16 protein-coding genes are annotated in these 16,402 nt (G+C 56.4%); 9 read left to right on the forward strand and 7 right to left on the reverse strand.

Annotated features, from left to right (window positions below; all coding sequences use genetic code 11):
* The first annotated feature begins 56 nt into the window (after positions 1-56).
* From AC2VLR_RS09000 to AC2VLR_RS09010, 3 genes are read left to right on the forward strand one after another with little or no spacing between them, the layout of a single operon-like run.
* A complete protein-coding gene (locus tag AC2VLR_RS09000) occupies positions 57-632 on the forward strand; it encodes a thioredoxin family protein (protein WP_486881830.1) in 576 nt (191 codons plus the stop codon).
* Positions 629-1,375, forward strand: a complete 747-nt coding sequence (locus tag AC2VLR_RS09005) for an SDR family NAD(P)-dependent oxidoreductase (protein ID WP_486881831.1) — start codon at positions 629-631, stop codon at positions 1,373-1,375. Before AC2VLR_RS09000 ends, AC2VLR_RS09005 begins: the two co-directional genes overlap by 4 nt.
* A 36-nt stretch (positions 1,376-1,411) precedes the next feature.
* A complete protein-coding gene (locus AC2VLR_RS09010) occupies positions 1,412-2,020 on the forward strand; it encodes a cyclic di-GMP-binding domain-containing protein, MshE-related (protein WP_486881832.1) in 609 nt (202 codons plus the stop codon).
* Between the two features lie 3 nt (positions 2,021-2,023).
* On the opposite strand, the gene AC2VLR_RS09015 is transcribed toward AC2VLR_RS09010, so the two are convergent.
* From AC2VLR_RS09015 to AC2VLR_RS09045, 7 genes are all read right to left on the reverse strand, one after another.
* Positions 2,024-2,239, reverse strand: coding sequence for a hypothetical protein (locus tag AC2VLR_RS09015; protein WP_486881833.1), 216 nt, complete (start codon positions 2,237-2,239; stop codon positions 2,024-2,026).
* A 232-nt stretch (positions 2,240-2,471) separates the two neighbouring features.
* The gene (gene lspA, locus AC2VLR_RS09020) at positions 2,472-2,930 is read right to left on the reverse strand and encodes a signal peptidase II (RefSeq protein ID WP_486881834.1); all 459 of its coding nucleotides are present in this window, start codon (positions 2,928-2,930) and stop codon (positions 2,472-2,474) included.
* Positions 2,930-5,752, reverse strand: coding sequence for an isoleucine--tRNA ligase (gene ileS / locus AC2VLR_RS09025; protein ID WP_486881835.1), 2,823 nt, complete (start codon positions 5,750-5,752; stop codon positions 2,930-2,932). The genes lspA and ileS overlap by 1 nt, the downstream gene beginning before the upstream one ends.
* Positions 5,731-6,693 (reverse strand): bifunctional riboflavin kinase/FAD synthetase, encoded by a 963-nt coding sequence (locus AC2VLR_RS09030; RefSeq protein WP_486881836.1) that lies wholly within the window; start codon positions 6,691-6,693, stop codon positions 5,731-5,733. The genes ileS and AC2VLR_RS09030 overlap by 22 nt, the downstream gene beginning before the upstream one ends.
* Before the next feature lie 66 nt (positions 6,694-6,759).
* Entirely contained in the window at positions 6,760-7,209 is a 450-nt protein-coding gene (locus tag AC2VLR_RS09035) for a DUF2203 family protein (protein WP_486881837.1), read from the reverse strand.
* The gene (gene murJ / locus AC2VLR_RS09040) at positions 7,202-8,752 is read right to left on the reverse strand and encodes a murein biosynthesis integral membrane protein MurJ (protein WP_486881838.1); all 1,551 of its coding nucleotides are present in this window, start codon (positions 8,750-8,752) and stop codon (positions 7,202-7,204) included. Before murJ ends, AC2VLR_RS09035 begins: the two co-directional genes overlap by 8 nt.
* Before the next feature lie 92 nt (positions 8,753-8,844).
* Positions 8,845-9,741, reverse strand: a complete 897-nt coding sequence (locus tag AC2VLR_RS09045; RefSeq protein WP_486881839.1) for a LysR substrate-binding domain-containing protein — start codon at positions 9,739-9,741, stop codon at positions 8,845-8,847.
* Positions 9,742-9,866: 125 nt separating this feature from the next.
* Between AC2VLR_RS09045 and AC2VLR_RS09050 the strand changes: the two genes are divergently transcribed.
* The 6 genes from AC2VLR_RS09050 (at position 9,867) to AC2VLR_RS09075 (ending at position 16,372) form a co-directional block, all read left to right on the forward strand.
* Positions 9,867-11,285 carry a form I ribulose bisphosphate carboxylase large subunit gene (locus AC2VLR_RS09050; RefSeq protein WP_486881840.1) on the forward strand — a complete coding sequence of 473 codons (1,419 nt, stop codon included), beginning with the start codon at positions 9,867-9,869 and terminating at the stop codon, positions 11,283-11,285.
* Positions 11,286-11,325: 40 nt separating this feature from the next.
* A complete protein-coding gene (locus AC2VLR_RS09055) occupies positions 11,326-11,658 on the forward strand; it encodes a ribulose bisphosphate carboxylase small subunit (protein WP_101538120.1) in 333 nt (110 codons plus the stop codon).
* A 65-nt stretch (positions 11,659-11,723) separates the two neighbouring features.
* Entirely contained in the window at positions 11,724-14,270 is a 2,547-nt protein-coding gene (locus AC2VLR_RS09060) for an alpha-carboxysome scaffolding protein CsoS2 (RefSeq protein WP_486881841.1), read from the forward strand.
* Between the two features lie 52 nt (positions 14,271-14,322).
* On the forward strand, positions 14,323-15,876 hold the full coding sequence (locus AC2VLR_RS09065) for a carboxysome shell carbonic anhydrase (protein WP_486881842.1): 1,554 nt from the start codon (positions 14,323-14,325) through the stop codon (positions 15,874-15,876).
* Positions 15,873-16,124 carry an alpha-carboxysome shell vertex protein CsoS4 gene (csoS4, locus tag AC2VLR_RS09070; protein ID WP_486881843.1) on the forward strand — a complete coding sequence of 84 codons (252 nt, stop codon included), beginning with the start codon at positions 15,873-15,875 and terminating at the stop codon, positions 16,122-16,124. Before AC2VLR_RS09065 ends, csoS4 begins: the two co-directional genes overlap by 4 nt.
* An 11-nt stretch (positions 16,125-16,135) precedes the next feature.
* A complete protein-coding gene (locus AC2VLR_RS09075; RefSeq protein ID WP_486881871.1) occupies positions 16,136-16,372 on the forward strand; it encodes a carboxysome peptide B in 237 nt (78 codons plus the stop codon).
* The last annotated feature ends 30 nt before the right edge of the window (positions 16,373-16,402 follow it).

Raw genomic sequence — 16,402 nt, forward strand, 5'->3', positions numbered from 1 at the left:
CCCATGCGATGCTTTTCAGACCACATGATGTATCAGGAATTCAAGGAGATATAACGATGGCGATGACAGCAAAAGATTTACCCATAGGTGGGGCCATGCCCGCTTTTTCTCTGCCCGTGGGCGGGGATAAAACGCAATGGTCCAGCAGCTCTGCCCAGGGCAAGCCATTATTGGTACTGTTTATCTGCAATCACTGTCCGTATGTACTACATATCAGCCAGCAGCTCGGGGAACTGACCCGGCAGTGGCAGCGTCAGGGGTTACAGGTGGTCGCCATCAACAGTAATGACCCGGAAACCTACCCTGAAGATGCTCCCGAGAAAATGCCGGCGGAAGCCCGGCGAGCAGGTTATGATTTCCCGTATTTGTTTGATGGGGAGCAAAGTGTGGCAAAGGCTTTCAACGCTGTATGCACCCCCGATATTTTTCTGTTTGATCAGGCCGGCAAGCTTTTTTATCACGGGCAGTTTGATGATAGCCGTCCCAAGAACACGCTTCCGGTTACTGGTAACGATCTGTCAGCAGCCGTGGCTGCCGTGCTGGATGGCCGTGATCCTCCCGCAAAAACTTTACCCAGTGTCGGCTGTAGCATCAAATGGCGGGCGGGTAATGAACCGGAGGGCTGGGCATGAGCGCGTCCAGACCCTGCGCCGTGGTTACCGGAGCTTCTTCTGGAATTGGTGCAGAAACAGCCCGTCAACTTGCCCGACAAGGCTACCAGGTTTATCTGGGTGCCCGGCGCCTGGAGCGACTCCAGGCCCTGGCTGCGGAAATCCAGGGAGTGGCTTTGGCCCTGGATGTCACTGACCCGGAAAGTGTCCGTCGGTTTGTGGATCAGTTACCCGAAGCTGTCGATGTGCTGGTCAACAATGCGGGCGGGGCATTGGGTCTGGAAGCCATTGCCGATATGGAAGAATCCCACTGGCAACGCATGTGGGACAGTAATGTCCTCGGCCTGGCGCGCATGAGTAAAGCTCTGTATCCCCGACTCCTGAAAGCCGCTTCGGGAACTGGGCATCTGATCAATATCGGCAGTATTGCTGCCCATGAAACTTATGCCGGCGGTGGGGGCTACACGGCTTGCAAGCATGCGGTGAAAGCCATTACAGAAACCCTGCGCGTAGAATGGCTGGGTCAACCCGTTCGAATCAGCCAAATCGACCCGGGTCTGGTGGAAACCGAATTCAGTCTGGTGCGCTTTGCCGGAGACGCGGAACGGGCGGCCAATGTGTATGCCGGTATGGAACCCCTGGTTGCAGCAGATATTGCCGAAGCGATTGTCTGGGTAATCAGCCGCCCCGCTCATGTCAATATCGATGAAATCATCATCAAACCCCGGGATCAGGCCCGAGCAGGGCTGGTTCACCGGCGCTGAGTGTTTTTATCATCATTCACATTCCCACAATAAAATATGGCCACAGAACAAGAAAAAAGACGCATAGGACGACTGTTGCTGCAAAGCGGCTTCATTTCTCCGGAGCAACTGGAACGGGCTCTCAGCCATCAGCATGCCGGAGGTGAGCGCCTGGGCAAGCTTTTGATTGCCGAAGGGCTGGTCAGCGAACAGGATCTGGCCTTGGGGCTTACCCGTCAGGCCCGACTGCGCCACGATGACCGCAAACTCAAAAGCGCCCGCTTATTGGCGGGTTCTACAGAAAAATTGCGGATGGATCTGGAAAAGCAGTCTCTGGATATGCTGAAGGAATGGCACCAGCGGGTCCCCCGCATGCCTGATCGTGAAGGCGGAGGCGAAAGAAAAAAACGCGATGCCGCCTTGCGCCAAGCCATGGATTTTCCCCGCTCCCTCATTGTCGCCAGAGAGGCCATTGAAAATGCCAAACGCAAGGGTGACCCGGGGCGCTTGCGACGTTTGCTAAGCGTCCTGAAACAGGTTGAAAAAGATTTTGAGGCGTTCCGTCAGGTAATGGCCGGAGTCTCTCCCCATCCGGTACATGAATGGGTGGCGCGCTGGCAGTTTTTACAGGAGTGCGGAAAAGATATTCAGCGCGCCTGTGTTTGAAGATCAGTGAAAAATCTGTTGCAGGAAACCGCCGGCCAGCTGTTGCTGTTTTGAGACAAAACTGTTTCGGTGACCCTGTCTTTGCCGTCGTAAACGCAGCAGACGTTTCTGTAGCTCCCTTTTGATGCGCTGTCTTTCATGCCCCGCCATGAAGGATGAATAGCTGGGGAAGCTGCGAACCCGGCGCAGAGCGGCCAGTAAGTTAGTGCTGCTTTCCATGGTGATCTCCTCAATTCGTGTGTTTCAGAGGAGTAAGCAAGGACTATGCCAAATATATTATCCCATGCGAAACAAAGGCGTAAAATTTCAGCACGCGTCGAGGCGCCGAAATTTGTCACGATTTGACGACAGTGGCGGAGCTGTCAATAGCCCATTGTAGGTGGAACCCAATGTTTGGTCAGGGGAATGCTGAAAGCATCCCTCTGCCAAGCGTAGTGCTTCTCGGCATCACTCAGTGGCGACGAAAAGCATCGAGAATCAGGATCACAGCACCGATGCTGATGGCACTGTCGGCAATATTGAAGTACGGCCAGTACAAAGTGCCCCAGTGGGCACCGATAAAGTCCACCACGTAGCCAAGGCGAATGCGGTCAATGAGATTGCCTACCGCACCGCCGAGGATGAGAGCGAGAGCCACGGCCGTCCAGGTGCTGCCGGGCTTGAGGCGTCGCAGGATGGCGACGATGACCACCACCACCAGCAGGGCAATACCGATAAGCAGCCAGCGCTGCCAGCCGCCGGCACCGGCCAGAAAGCTGAAAGCCGCACCGGTATTGTGGACCAGACGAAAATTGAGCAGACCGGGAAGCACCACCACCCCCTGACCCACCCGCCAGATGTGGCTCAGCCAGAGCTTGACGCCCTGATCAACAATGATGACGGCGAAAGACAGCCAGAGATAACGTAACATCAGCAAAACTCCCGATTTTCGCCAGGTAATTCCAGGTTGCTCACACATCGCCCACAGATTTCCGGATGTTCGGCATGCTCTCCGACATCAGCACGCCGATGCCAGCAGCGTGCGCATTTGCGGGCCGAACTGCTTTCTACCTCCAGGGCCACTCCGGGAAGCGGTTCCGCACAGGCTTCCGGCCGCGCTGAATAGGCCAGAATGCTGCAGGCCGAACTCATTAAAAAATAGCGGAGTTCTTCTCCCAAGGGGCGTAAGAATTCCTCCCAGTCCTGGTTGGCGTAAATCCGCAGTTCCGCGTCCAGACCCGAGCCGATTTTCTTGTCCTGCCGCAAAGGTTCCAGCGAGGCGTTCACGGCCTCCCGCAGCTGACTGAGGCGATCCCAGCGGGCGTTGAGCGCAAGCGTATCTTCCGGCAAGGACAACGCCGGATATTCCCCGAAAAACACGCTGGGAGCAGAACGGTTGCGCATCTCCTGCCAGATTTCTTCCGCCGTAAAACTGAGAATGGGCGCCATCCAACGGACCATGGCTTCGAGCATCTGCCACAGCACCGTCTGTGCAGAACGACGGGCGCGGGATGCCGCTGGTGAGGTGTACAGACGATCCTTGAGGATATCCAGGTACAGCCCGCCAAGATCCACGGAGCAGAAATGATGCAGTTTCTGCTGCACTTTCAGAAACTGATATTCTGCGTAGGCGGCGCGGATTTCTTCCTGCAGCAGTGCCGTGCGCGCCAGCATCCAACGGTCCATTTCCAGCAATTCAGCGCTTGGCAGGGCATCTCTGGCGTAGTCAAAATCATGGGTATTGCCGAGAATATAGCGAGCGGTGTTGCGGATGCGCCGATAGCTGTCTCCCAGTTGTTTGACAATGGCGTCGGAAATGGGGATTTCGCCCCGATAATCTGCCGAAGCCACCCAGAGCCGGAGGATGTCGGCACCGTAACGGTCGATGATACTCTGAGGGGCAATGACGTTACCCACCGACTTGCTCATTTTGCGACCTTCACCATCCACCGTGAAACCGTGGGTGAGTACCGCCTTGAAGGGCGCACGGCCGCGACTGGCCACCGATTCCAGCAGGGAGGACTGGAACCAGCCGCGATGCTGGTCAGAGCCCTCCAGATACAAATCTGCGGGGCTCTGCAGCTCGGGACGTTGCTCGAGGACGAAAGCATGGGTCGAACCGGAGTCAAACCAGACATCGAGAATGTCGGTACCCTTGTGGAAATGGGTATGCCCACAGGCAGGGCATCGGGCATCCGCCGGGAGGAAATCCTCTGCGGGTTGATTGAACCAGGCATCGACACCATTGGCTTCGACGGCGTCCGCAATGCGTGCAAAAGTCGCCGCGTCGCGGAGCGGCTCACCGCACTGCACACAGGAGAACAGCGCTACTGGTACACCCCAGGCCCTCTGCCGGGAAATACACCAATCCGGACGTTGCCGGACCATGCCGGCGATCCGTTCTTTGCCCCAGTCGGGAATCCAGCGGGTATCCTCAATGGCGCTCAGGGCCTGCTCGCGCAACTGGTTGGCGGACATGCTGATAAACCATTGCGGCGTCGCCCGGAACAGCAGGGGGGTCTTATGGCGCCAGCAGTGGGGATAACTGTGACGGATTTTTTCCAGATGCAGCAGCGCCTTGTTCTCTTGCAAGAGTTCGATGATGCGCTCGTTGGCCTGACGGATATTCAGACCACCGAGCCCATGGGGCAGGTCATCGCGGAGGCGGCCATTATCCTGCAAGGGACTGTCCACGGGCAGATGATAGTGGCGACTGGCCTCATAATCTTCTACGCCGTGGGCGGGGGCGGTATGTACGCAGCCGGTTCCAGCTTCGAGGGTGACATGCTCGCCGAGGATGACGGGAACCTGGCGATCCAGAAAGGGATGCTGCAGCAGCAATCCCTCAAGTTGTGCACCGGCACATTCCGCGAGGACGGCAGGAGCAGCTTGCGCAGCCTCACCATAGCGGGCGAGGGTGCTTTCCGCGAGATCGGCGGCCACCAGAATGTAATGATGACCGCTGCGCAACAGCACATAGCGGTATTCAGGATGCAGGGCCACCGCCTGATTGGCGGGTAATGTCCAGGGGGTGGTGGTCCAGATCACCACGCTGGCCGCCATTGCTTCATTCAGTCCCAGGCGTTGCTGCAGGTCGGCAGGGTCAGCTACCGCAAAGGCCACATCGATGGAAGGATCGTTGCGGTCCTGATATTCCACTTCGGCTTCGGCCAGAGCGCTGCCACAGTCCACACACCAATGCACCGGTTTGGCGCCACGCACTACCTGGCCATTGACGGTTAAGCGGCCCAGCTCCCGCAGAATGTTGGCTTCTGCTGCAAAATGCATGGTCAGATAGGGATGCTGCCAATCCCCGAGAATGCCCAGGCGCTCAAAATCCCGGCGCTGTCCGCCAATCTGGCCTTCCGCATAGCGGCGGCAGGCATTGCGGAATTCCTGGGCGCTGACTTTTTCACCGGGACGCCCAAGCTCTTTTTCTACCTTGATTTCAATGGGTAGACCATGGCAATCCCAGCCCGGCACATAGGGCACCCGATAACCTTCGCTCAATTTACTTTTGTTGATGATATCTTTGAGAATTTTGTTGACCGCATGGCCAATGTGGATGTTGCCGTTGGCATAAGGCGGGCCGTCGTGCAGGATAAATACCGGCGCTGTGCTGCGCGCTGCCTGCAGGGAAGCATATAAATCATGCTCCTGCCAGCGCGCCAGGGTAGCGGGTTCACGTTCCGGAAGTTTGCCCTGCATGGGGAAATCCGTTTGGGGAAGGTTCAGTGTGAGCTTGTAGTCCATGGGTTTGGTGAATCCTCAGGGTGTTCGGTAAAAAAACGGCGGGTATTCAGGATGTCCCGGGCAATGGCGGCCTTGAGGGTATCGAGGTCCGGGTATTTTTCTTCATGACGAAGCTGCTGGAGCAGCTCTACTTGCACGCGCTGACCATAGAGATCGGGATTGTCGGCATCCAGACAGTGCGCCTCCAGCACCATCTGCTTGCCACTGACGGTGGGTCGCAAACCAATGCTGATTGCTGCTATCCAGCTTCCCCGCTCGCTATGCAGACGTCCGGCAAAAATCCCCTGGACCGGAACGGGGCGGCGATTCAGGGGAATATTGGCCGTCGGAAAACCCAGTTCCCGGCCGAGATGGTCACCATGGACAATTTTTCCGCAGAGGGTATAGGGTCTGCCCAGCCATTGACTGGCCTGATCGAGATGACCTGCCTGCAGGGCTGCACGAATCCCGGTACTGCTGACCCGATGCCCGTCCAGGCTGAATGCCGCCTGTTCCATCACCGTAAAACCGTATTGCCGACCGTAATGCTGGAGCATGTGCAGGTCTCCGCGTCGGCCGGCGCCAAAACGGAAGTCATGCCCCACTACCAGAAAACGGCACTGTAACTGTTGTACCAGGATCCGGGAGATGAAATCTTCCGCAGAAACTTGCGCCAGTGTCTGATCAAAAGGCAGGCAATAGACCTGATCGACACCATAATGACGCAGGGCCAGCACTTTCTCGCGGAGGCTGCTGAGTCGTGGTGCGGCTTTGTCTGCCTGAAAAAATTCCCGGGGGAGTGGTTCAAAAGTCAGTACGGCGGTGGGCAATCCTGCTTGCTGCAAAGACCGCAGCAGAGCCTGGTGTCCTCGATGAACCCCATCAAAATTGCCGATGCTGACCGCCAGTTCCGTACTGGCAGGGCAATGGCTGCGGCGATGGAAGAAGCCTGGGAAATTCATGGGGGATCCGTGCACGTCCGTTTTGCGGAAAAATGGCGACATCTTAACGTAAATTAGTGGATAACCCTAGATCATCGGAGTGCAGTCTGCCCATTCGGGCTGCATTTCCCGAATGACCTCCAGCAGGGGGCGGCGTTGCCCGAAGCCCTGGGCATGGCCATGGTAGTAGGCCAAGGTCGATTCCGGGTGGCGCCAGCACAAATATCCATCGCCTGTGTCAAAATCCACCAGCCACAAGCCGGACACGACCACGCCCAGGCGCTCCATTTTGTTGATCCAGCGTTGCACGATTTCTTCGTAGAGGCTTTCCTGATGTTGTAAAACCGGGTGATTTTCCATGTTGGCGCGCATGGCATCGAGAATGGGCGCGAGTTCATCAACAGCTTGGGCGGTAATGTTGCGCACCAGGGGAAAAATCTGTTGTGCTTCCAGAAGCGTGAATATCCGAATCTGGCCGGGTCGCTGAATGGCCAGGACGGAATCACCATGTCCATGTAATCCGTCAGTGTCAGACACGCTCAGTTCTCCTTCGGATAATGTCGCGCAACTCATGGATGCCCAGTCCCCAGGTGCCGCCCAGATAGATGAGTGCTGCCAAAGCTACCAAGCCCAGCACCCGCAGCAGCCTTTCCCACAAAGGCAGGGCAAGCCACAGTGCGGTATCCCCACGCAGAAAAAATAACACCAGACCCATGATAACCGCCATGCTGCTTGATTTCAGCAAAAAGGGCAGCCATCCCGGTTGCATCTGGTAGAGGCCATCCCGATGCAGGCGACGCCAGAGCAGGGCGGCATTGACCAGGGCTGCGGTACTGGTGGCCAGGGCCAGACCCAACTGCTGCAAAGGCCAGGCGAGCACCAGACTGATGCCCATATTGACGGCCACACTGATCATCCCGAAACGCACGGGTGTACGGGTATTTTGATGAGCATAAAAAGCGGGCGCCAGCACCCGGGCGGCAATAATGGGCAAAATGCCAATGCCGTAGCCCATCAGGCTCAAACTGCTTTGCGCCGCATCTGCGGCACTGTAGGCGCCGTAGCGGAACAGGCTGATCAACAGCGGTTCTGCCAGAATCAGCAGGCCGATGGTGGCGGGCAGGCCGATCAGCCAGGTCAGGCGCAAGGCCCAGTCCAGGGTTTCCGGAAATTGTGCAGAGCTTTCTGCCGCCTGTCGGGAAAGCAGGGGGAGGACCACCGTGCCGAGGGCCACGCCGAAAACTCCCAGCGGAAATTCCACCAGGCGGTCGGAATAATATAAATAAGAAACCACATTAGCCCCAACCAGAGAAGCCAGAATGGTATTCAGAAACAAATTGACCTGGGCGACCGATGCCCCGAAAGCGGCCGGTCCCATCAGCCGCAGCACCTTGGCGACGCCCGGATCCCGGCGGCGCAGCCGTGGCCAGCGCAGATAACCCAGTTTTTTCAGGGAAGGAAACTGAAACAGCAATTGCACTACGCCACCAATGAGCACCCCCCAGGCTACGGCGATGACCGGCTGTTGCAGATGTGGCGCCCAGAGCAAGGCGGCGGCGATGATGCTGAGATTCAGAAAAACCGGGGTGAAGGCGGGTACGGTAAAATGCCCGTGGGTGTTGAGAATGCCCCCGGCCAGGGCGACCAGAGAAATCAGGAAAAGATACGGAAAAGTGATCCGTAACAATTCCACCGTCAATTGAAATTTGCCGGGATCAGCGGCAAAACCGGGAGCGATGGCATAGACGACAAGGCTGGCACCGAGGATGCCGAGCAGGGTGAAAATAGCCAGACTGAGTGCCAGCCAACCGCTGACATCAGCGACAAAGGCCTGAGTTTCCGCCATTGTTCGCTGGGCGCGATATTCCCCCAGCACCGGAACAAAAGATTGGGAAAATGCACCCTCTCCAAACAGCCGCCGAAACAGATTGGGGATCCGGAAGGCCACAAAAAAAGCATCAGCCATTTCTCCCGCACCAAACAGATGAGCAAGAATGATGTCCCGGGCAAAACCGAGAAGTCGGGAAAGCAGGGTGTTGCTCCCCACTTTCAATACGCTGCGCAGGGGGTGTTTACTCATGCAGTTTTAGAACGGGCGGAGACATCGCGGAATAATGGCACGGCTGCCGGGATCGGCCAAGATAAAACCGCATTCAGCATGTCCCTGAAGAATCAGTAATGACCCTGCAGCAAAAAATCCATGAATTTTTGCGCGACGGCGGTCAGCCGTTTGTTTTTGCGGTAGACCGCATGCCAGTGTCTGAGGATCGGAAAGCCGACCACATCCAGCACCGCAATATTGCCCGCATTGGCTTCTGCGGCAATGGTATTGCGCGACAGGACGCTCAAGCCCAATCCGCCGGCAACCAGCTGCTTGACCGCTTCATTACTACTCATGGTCATTCTGACTTTGAGCTGAATGCCCCGCTCCTGGAAAAAATTCTGGGCAGTCAGGCGGGTGCCTGAGCCTTCCTCACGAAGAATAAAAGCTTCGTCGCGCAGTTGCTGGGGGAGAATACGGGTTTGTCCGGCCAGTGGGTGATCGCCGGGGGCCAGCACTACCAGCGGATTATCCATGAAAGGGCGGGCAACGCCATCAATATCCTCAGGCACCTGCCCCATAATATAGATGTCATCCAGATTCTGCTTGAGCCTTTCGAGGATACTGTCGCGGTTGGCAATTTCCAGATGCGCCTCGATGCCGGCATGTTCCTTGCAAAAGGTGCCAATGAGACGGGGCGCGAAATATTCGGCAGTGGAAATGATGGAAAGATTCAGCGTGCCGGATTCAAGATTACGTTGGGCATCCAGTTCCTGATTGAGGGCATCCAGACGGCGCAGGATGTCATGACCTGCCCGGGCCACAGCCTCGCCTGCAGAGGTCAGGTAGAGCTTTTTGCCCATTTGTTCGTAGAGCGGCTCACCGGCGGTTTCGGAAAGTTGCTTGATCTGTATGGACAGCGCCGATGGCGTCTGGTGTAATTCCGTCGCAGCGCGGGTCATGTTAAGGTGTCGCGCAAGCACCGTGAATATCCGTAATTGGTGCAGGGTCGGATGACGGGTTATCAAGGTTTTATTTTTCCAAAAGGTAACATTAATATCTTTTTACTTTACCTTATGGAATAGGCTTTGTACATTCGTCAAGGGTTACAGCTTTGCAGGTCAAGTTAGACTGATACTTTAGGAGGAATCTTATGGCTGGTAAATATCAAGCCGGCGTCAAGGAGTACCGCCACACATACTGGGCTCCGGACTACGTGCCGCTGGAGTCGGATCTTTTGGCGTGTTTCAAGATTATCCCGCAGCCCGGTGTAGATCGGGAAGAAGCGGCGGCGGCGGTGGCAGCAGAATCATCTACCGGCACCTGGACTACGGTCTGGACTGACCTGCTAACCGACATGGACTACTACAAAGGTCGCGCATATCGCATCGAAGATGTTCCTGGTGACGACGCGGCCTTTTATGCGTTTATTGCTTACCCGATTGATCTTTTTGAAGAAGGTTCAGTCGTCAACGTATTTACCTCGCTGGTCGGTAACGTCTTCGGCTTCAAGGCTGTACGTGCCCTGCGTCTGGAAGATGTGCGTTTCCCGCTGCACTACGTCATGACCTGTAATGGTCCTTCCCACGGTATTCAGGTGGAACGCGACTTGCTCGACAAGTACGGTCGGCCGATGCTCGGATGTACCATTAAACCCAAGCTGGGTCTGTCTGCCAAGAACTACGGCCGGGCCGTGTATGAAGCCCTGCGCGGTGGTCTGGACTTCACCAAGGACGACGAAAACGTCAACTCCCAGCCCTTCATGCGCTGGCGTGACCGCTTCCTGTTCGTGGCGGATGCCATTCACAACGCTGAAGCCCAGACCGGTGAACGCAAGGGTCACTATCTGAACGTGACCGCACCTTCTCCGGAAGAAATGTATGAACGTGCCGAGTTCGCCAAGGAACTGGGTATGCCCATCATCATGCACGACTTCCTGACCGGCGGTTTTTGCGCCAACACGGGTCTGGCGCGTTGGTGCCGCAAAAATGGCGTATTGCTCCATATTCACCGCGCCATGCATGCCGTGATCGACCGTAATCCCCACCATGGTATCCACTTCCGGGTGCTGACCAAGGCTTTGCGTTTGTCCGGTGGTGATCACCTCCATACGGGTACGGTGGTCGGTAAGCTGGAAGGCGATCGAGCTTCAACCCTGGGCTGGATCGATCTGCTGCGTGAATCCTACATTCCTGAAGATCGTAGTCGCGGTATTTTCTTCGATCAGGATTGGGGTTCCATGCCCGGCGCCTTTGCCGTAGCCTCCGGTGGTATTCACGTATGGCACATGCCGGCTCTGGTCAGCATTTTTGGTGATGACTCCGTACTGCAGTTTGGTGGTGGTACTCTGGGTCACCCCTGGGGTAATGCGGCAGGTGCAGCGGCCAACCGTGTGGCTTTGGAAGCCTGCGTGGAAGCCCGTAACCGTGGCGTAGAGATCGAGAAGGAAGGCAAGGAAGTGTTGATGAATGCAGCCCGCCATTCCCCAGAACTCAAAATCGCTCTGGAAACCTGGAAAGAAATCAAGTTTGAGTTCGATACGGTCGACAAGCTCGACGTGCAGAACCGCTGATTTCTGAACATTCATCGACTCATTCAGGAAGGAGGTCATCATGGCCGATGTGCAAGATTACAAGCAAGTCCGCCGGTATGAGACATTTTCATACCTGCCCCCCATGTCTGCGGAACAGATCCGGGCTCAGATTCAGTACATTGTTTCTCAGGGCTGGAACCCAGCCGTAGAGCATGTTGAGCCCAGTCGTTCGTTCACGCATTACTGGTATATGTGGAAGCTCCCCATGTTTGGTGAAAGAAGTGTGGATACCATTCTGGCCGAGCTGGAAGCCTGCCACCGCGAATATCCGGGTCATCTGGTGAAGTTGATCGGTTACGACAACTACACTCAGAGCCAGGGTCTGGCGTTTGTGGTGTACCGGGGCTCCTGATCAGGAGCAACAGTGACGATGCCGCCGTGTTCAACTTGCACGGCGGCGACTCCAAGGGAGGCAATATGTCTGAGTTATCCGCTTCCGGTCACTTGCGTGGTCGGGCTTTGGCGCAGAAGATGCGGCGCCAGCAGGCCGTGCGCAAGCAAACCGAGAGATCACGGTCAGTGCCAGCAGCTGCTGAGCCAAAGTCTGTACCCCAAACAATGCGGACAGAATCCACGGCTGTGGTGATGTCCCCATCTATTCAAATCGAAAACATGGCCCAGAAAGCTTCTGGAAGAGAAGCGGCATTGGCGCGTCGTGCATCTAGATGTAGTGGCGCGCAATGCTGGTCTGATCCGGAGGAAAGACGGCCGCGTGGGCGCCGCCGTCCAGCGCCGTCAGAAATTAGTCAACCGGTGATGGTCGCCGAAAATGCGGAGCCAGCATTGATTCCCGGCGTGGAAGAATCCTTCCTGGATTCTGTTTGCGAAATGGTCGATAGCAACCCCACGGATTTCGCCTGGAGGGAAAATTCGGTGCGTCAGCTTTGTAAGGCGCGGCGTCAGACCCTCTCCCAGAAAGGTAAAGTGGCCTTGACGGTGATGCGTGGGCTCAGTTCTGCAGCAGCTCGGCTGCGCTATCTGCAAAATGGTAGCGGCCGGGAATTTGCCCGTCTTCATCGTCAGGAACAGGCGGAACATGGCCGGGGTCGTGCCCAACCCGCCCAGGCTGCCGGTCAGTTGCGTTCGCGTAAATATCGCGCGCCCCAGAAAGTTGAAGTGGATACCACTTTGTCCGGTTCGGAAGTCACGGGAACTCAGGTTTCCCGACAGGTTTCTGTGACCGGCAATGAAGCCGGATCCTGTCGTGGAATTACCGGTACGGAATATGTAGGGACTGATCAGTTTGCGAGTTTCTGTGCAGCCCGGCCTGCAGCAAATCCCGCCAAGGTGGGAGTGACGAGTACATCGTCACGGCAGTCCGTGTCCGGCACGCAAATGGGTCGTTCCAACGAAGTGACCGGTGACGAAGCGGGTACCTGTTCGACGGTAACCGGCACGGAATACCTCAGCATGGAAAATTTCGGGGCTTTCTGCCACTCCTCATTACCCGCCCGACCCCAGAAGGTGGTGATGGGTGTTTCAGCGAAACAGCGCCTGCCCATCAGTGGTTCTGACGAAGCCAGGGCGGTCGCTGTGACAGGTTCGGAATCCGGTGTGCAGCAGCGGATTACCGGGTCTCAGTACGCCGATGCCGGTGTGGCGCGGATGACCATTAACGGTGCGCCGGCAAAGGTTGCACAAACCCATACATTTGCCGGTGAGATGATTTCCGGCACCGCAGTGGATAGTTCACCGAAAATCACTGGCCTGGATTCCGGAGAATGCCGGCCGGTAACGGGGACCGAGTACTTGAGTCAGGAAACCTTTCAGTCGCTCTGCCGTACGGCGGCACCGGAACCGGTTCCAGCCAAGGTGGGTATCAGTAGTACCGACAAGGGGCAACGGATTACCGGTAACTTGGTGGACCGTTCTGAAAAGGTGACTGGTAATGAGCCCGGGAGCTGCCAGCGGGTGACGGGTACGGGTTATGCCGTAGCCAACCTTTGCGGTGGCGGTGTGGATAAAGTGGGCATGATGTCCAGCTTGTCGGGAACCAACCTGACCGGAACAGGAGTCAGTGCACACCCAAAAATGTCTGGTGACGAGCGTGGAGAGTGCTTGCCCGTCACCGGTACGGAATATTATGGAGCAGAGCACTATGCGGCATGTGAGAGCACTCCACATGCTGAAGCTCCCAAAGTGGGTTTAACCAGAACTTCCACGGGCCAACTGGTCAGTGGGCCATTGCTGACGCCCTCGGAAAATGTGACCGGCAATGAAGCCGGTGCCTATTCGCCGGTTTCAGGAACGCCCTATGCTGCTGAGCCCGTTAGTGATCTGTCTGAGGTCTATCCTGCAGCAACTGCTTTATCTGCAGAGGAAGTGCCAGTCCCGGCAACGCCAGAGCCTGCCTGTTGTAGTAGTTGTGTCCTGAAGCAACAGGCTTTGGCACAGGCGGCAGCGACACCTGCAGTCACGACTGCCCCGGCCAGTGCCCGTTTTGTGGCGCCGGCCATGCCGCCTCAGCCTGCTGAAGTAATCCAGGGTCATCCCCAGACTTTCAGCATTGTTCCGCCTTCACGGCAGGTTGCCAGTCGTATTACCGGCAACAGCGCTGACCAGAATGATCGGGTTACGGGACCGGTAAATCTGGCGAGAGGCCTGGTTACGGGTACACCGGAATTCCGGACCCGTGAAGTTCCGCACAGTCCGGCACCGGCACTGCAGCCTGCCGTGGCCCAGGCTGTGCCAGTGGTTTCGGAAGCATCTGTACCGGAACGGGGGGCCTGGCAGATTACCGGCGACGATTGGAGCCGGAGTAAACGGGTGACCGGAACCGAGGGACACTGGGCGCAAAAGCGGAATCCGACGCAACGCGGTGATGCCAGAATTTGCGTGATGTCTGCGGGCGTCAACAAGGGTCAGACCTTGTCGGCAGCGGTAAGCGATTCCAAGTTGACGGGTAGTAGCGGAAGTTCTACCCGGGGTTCACTGGTGACGTATTCCGGGGGCGCCCGAGGATGATGTGCTGTTTTGTAGAAGCCGCTGAATCCCTGCTGCGAGGCGAGGTCTGAAAGTGGATACCCGCAAAATCAGACGCTTGCGTGGTGGCTCCGGGGGGCAATCCCTGCCCATGGCCCGGCAGTTTGCCCAGGCTGAACGTATTCAGGTTCCCCTGCAGGCAGATGGTCAGGCAGCAGTGCATCCGGCCTGTGCCAGTCTGCCGGAGCGCCAGTGTCATCATCCTCTCGTAAACAAGACGGAGAATGCGCGCCTTGCCCGCTGCGAAAGCACCATCAAGGCACGTTTTGATGATATTGTCCCGGTTCTGAAAGAAGTGGCGGCGCTGAGTGGGCTTCGGGATTTTACGGAGCAGGCCAACCGTCTGGCGGGGCAGCGCCTGGGTCATACTTTTCCTGAAGCAGTGTTGGAAAAGTCCTGGATACGCGGTGTGGATATGCCGAAGCTATATAGCGCCAGCGTATTTGCCGCATTGGTGGCGGGCGTCGAACAGTTCTCCCAGCGTATTCATCAGGAACAGGCCGATGGTCAAAGTCTGGATGCCTTGCTGGTGGACTGTGGTTTTCATGCGGTTAATGTTTCCGCCTGCGCGGATGGCCGTTTGAAAGGGCTGTTTCCTTATATTTTACGTCTGCCTGCTTCGGACTTGTTAAGGCGTTCCGCTTTCGCGGGAACTCTCTTTGATGTGGAGTCGGACATTCTCGACTGGCAGGCGGCAGAATTGCGCCGCTTCCGAGAGGGATATCCCAGCACTTCTGATAGTGGCAGCCGTTATCTGAAAGTGGCGGTGTACCATGGCAGTTCCCTGGATCCCACGCATCAGGGCTGTGCTGCTCACCACAGCAATGAAAAAGTGGCCATGGAAGCAGCTCTGGAGCGTCTGCAGCAGTTTCGCCAAGGTATTGAAAATGCTTTTTGTTGTGGTGCCAGCACGGATATTCTGCTGATTGGTCTGGATACGGATACGGATGCTATTCGCATTCATGTGCCGGACAGCCAGGGCGATCTCAGTCTTTTCCGCTTCGTGGATAATGCCGAGATCTACAAAAAAACGCTGGGGATGAACGCGGATCAAGCCCGCCTCGCCATTTATGAAGCCATCGAAAACGCCAGTGATGTAGGCGGTTGGGGGCAGGGCGAAGGCAAGCCCCATGATGGCATGCGGCGGCTGATTGCCAATCTGCTCATCAATAATTTGAGTCAGATTGAATACGTTGCGGAGAATTACGGGGGCTGGTATCCCGATAATGGTCATGGCGAACGCTTTATCAGTATCGGCGATGGTTTTCAGGAATTACAGGTCCGCAATCTTGCTTACTTCGCGCGTCTGGATACGGTAGAAGAAGGTGCCGCCGATCTGGATGTGGGGGTCAAGATTTTCCGGCATCTGAACGTGGAGCAGGGTTTGCCCATACCTATGGCGATTCATTATTACTATGATGCGAATGTGCCCGGTCACAAGGAACGGATTATCGCCAAGCTGCATCGAGTTTCTGCGGCCATTTGCGCGCGCTACAGTGAATTGCTGACAGCAGGAATGCTTTTTTTGCATGGCAGTATTCAGGATCACCAACTGGGCAGTCCATTGGAGGAGGTGCCTCTCCCATGAAAATCATGCGTGTGGAGAAAACCCTGGTATCGACCAACCGTATTGCGGAAATGGGGCATCGTCCATTGCTGGTCGTCCAGGAAAAGGAAGGTGGACCCCGCTCCCTGGCCGTGGATGCCATTGGTTGTATTCCCGGTGACTGGGTGATTTGTGTGGGGTCTTCGGCCGCCCGTGAAGCGGCAGGCAGTAAGGACTACCCTTCGGACCTCACCATTATCGGCATTATCGATAACTGGGATCCCTTGTAGTCGTGGAGATTATGCAGGTGGTTTCGGAGCTGGTGGTGACCCGTCGGGTTCCGGGACTGAAACAAAGTTCGTTGCGGGTTCTGGCCGATGCCATGGGGAAACTCAATGTGGCTACGGATCCCGTAGGTGTTCCACCCGGTAAATGGGTGTTTACGGTGGCAGGATCGGCAGCACGCTATGCGGCAGGCGATTTTGAGATTCACACTGATTTGACCATTGGTGGAATCATTGACTTTTGGGAACCTTGAACGTTCCCGGTATTGGGTTTTGTTCTCGTA

Source organism: Acidithiobacillus sp. TH-A117, assembly GCF_057473465.1.

Coding starts and splice junctions, on each gene's coding strand:
- AC2VLR_RS09010 (WP_486881832.1), top strand. CDS start 1,412: ATGGCCACAGAACAAGAAAAAAGACGCATAGGACGACTGTTGCTGCAA.
- AC2VLR_RS09050 (WP_486881840.1), top strand. CDS start 9,867: ATGGCTGGTAAATATCAAGCCGGCGTCAAGGAGTACCGCCACACATAC.
- AC2VLR_RS09060 (WP_486881841.1), top strand. CDS start 11,724: ATGTCTGAGTTATCCGCTTCCGGTCACTTGCGTGGTCGGGCTTTGGCG.
- AC2VLR_RS09000 (WP_486881830.1), top strand. CDS start 57: ATGGCGATGACAGCAAAAGATTTACCCATAGGTGGGGCCATGCCCGCT.
- AC2VLR_RS09055 (WP_101538120.1), top strand. CDS start 11,326: ATGGCCGATGTGCAAGATTACAAGCAAGTCCGCCGGTATGAGACATTT.
- AC2VLR_RS09005 (WP_486881831.1), top strand. CDS start 629: ATGAGCGCGTCCAGACCCTGCGCCGTGGTTACCGGAGCTTCTTCTGGA.
- AC2VLR_RS09030 (WP_486881836.1), bottom strand. CDS start 6,693: ATGAATTTCCCAGGCTTCTTCCATCGCCGCAGCCATTGCCCTGCCAGT.
- ileS (WP_486881835.1), bottom strand. CDS start 5,752: ATGGACTACAAGCTCACACTGAACCTTCCCCAAACGGATTTCCCCATG.
- lspA (WP_486881834.1), bottom strand. CDS start 2,930: ATGTTACGTTATCTCTGGCTGTCTTTCGCCGTCATCATTGTTGATCAG.
- AC2VLR_RS09015 (WP_486881833.1), bottom strand. CDS start 2,239: ATGGAAAGCAGCACTAACTTACTGGCCGCTCTGCGCCGGGTTCGCAGC.
- murJ (WP_486881838.1), bottom strand. CDS start 8,752: ATGAGTAAACACCCCCTGCGCAGCGTATTGAAAGTGGGGAGCAACACC.
- csoS4 (WP_486881843.1), top strand. CDS start 15,873: ATGAAAATCATGCGTGTGGAGAAAACCCTGGTATCGACCAACCGTATT.
- AC2VLR_RS09075 (WP_486881871.1), top strand. CDS start 16,136: ATGCAGGTGGTTTCGGAGCTGGTGGTGACCCGTCGGGTTCCGGGACTG.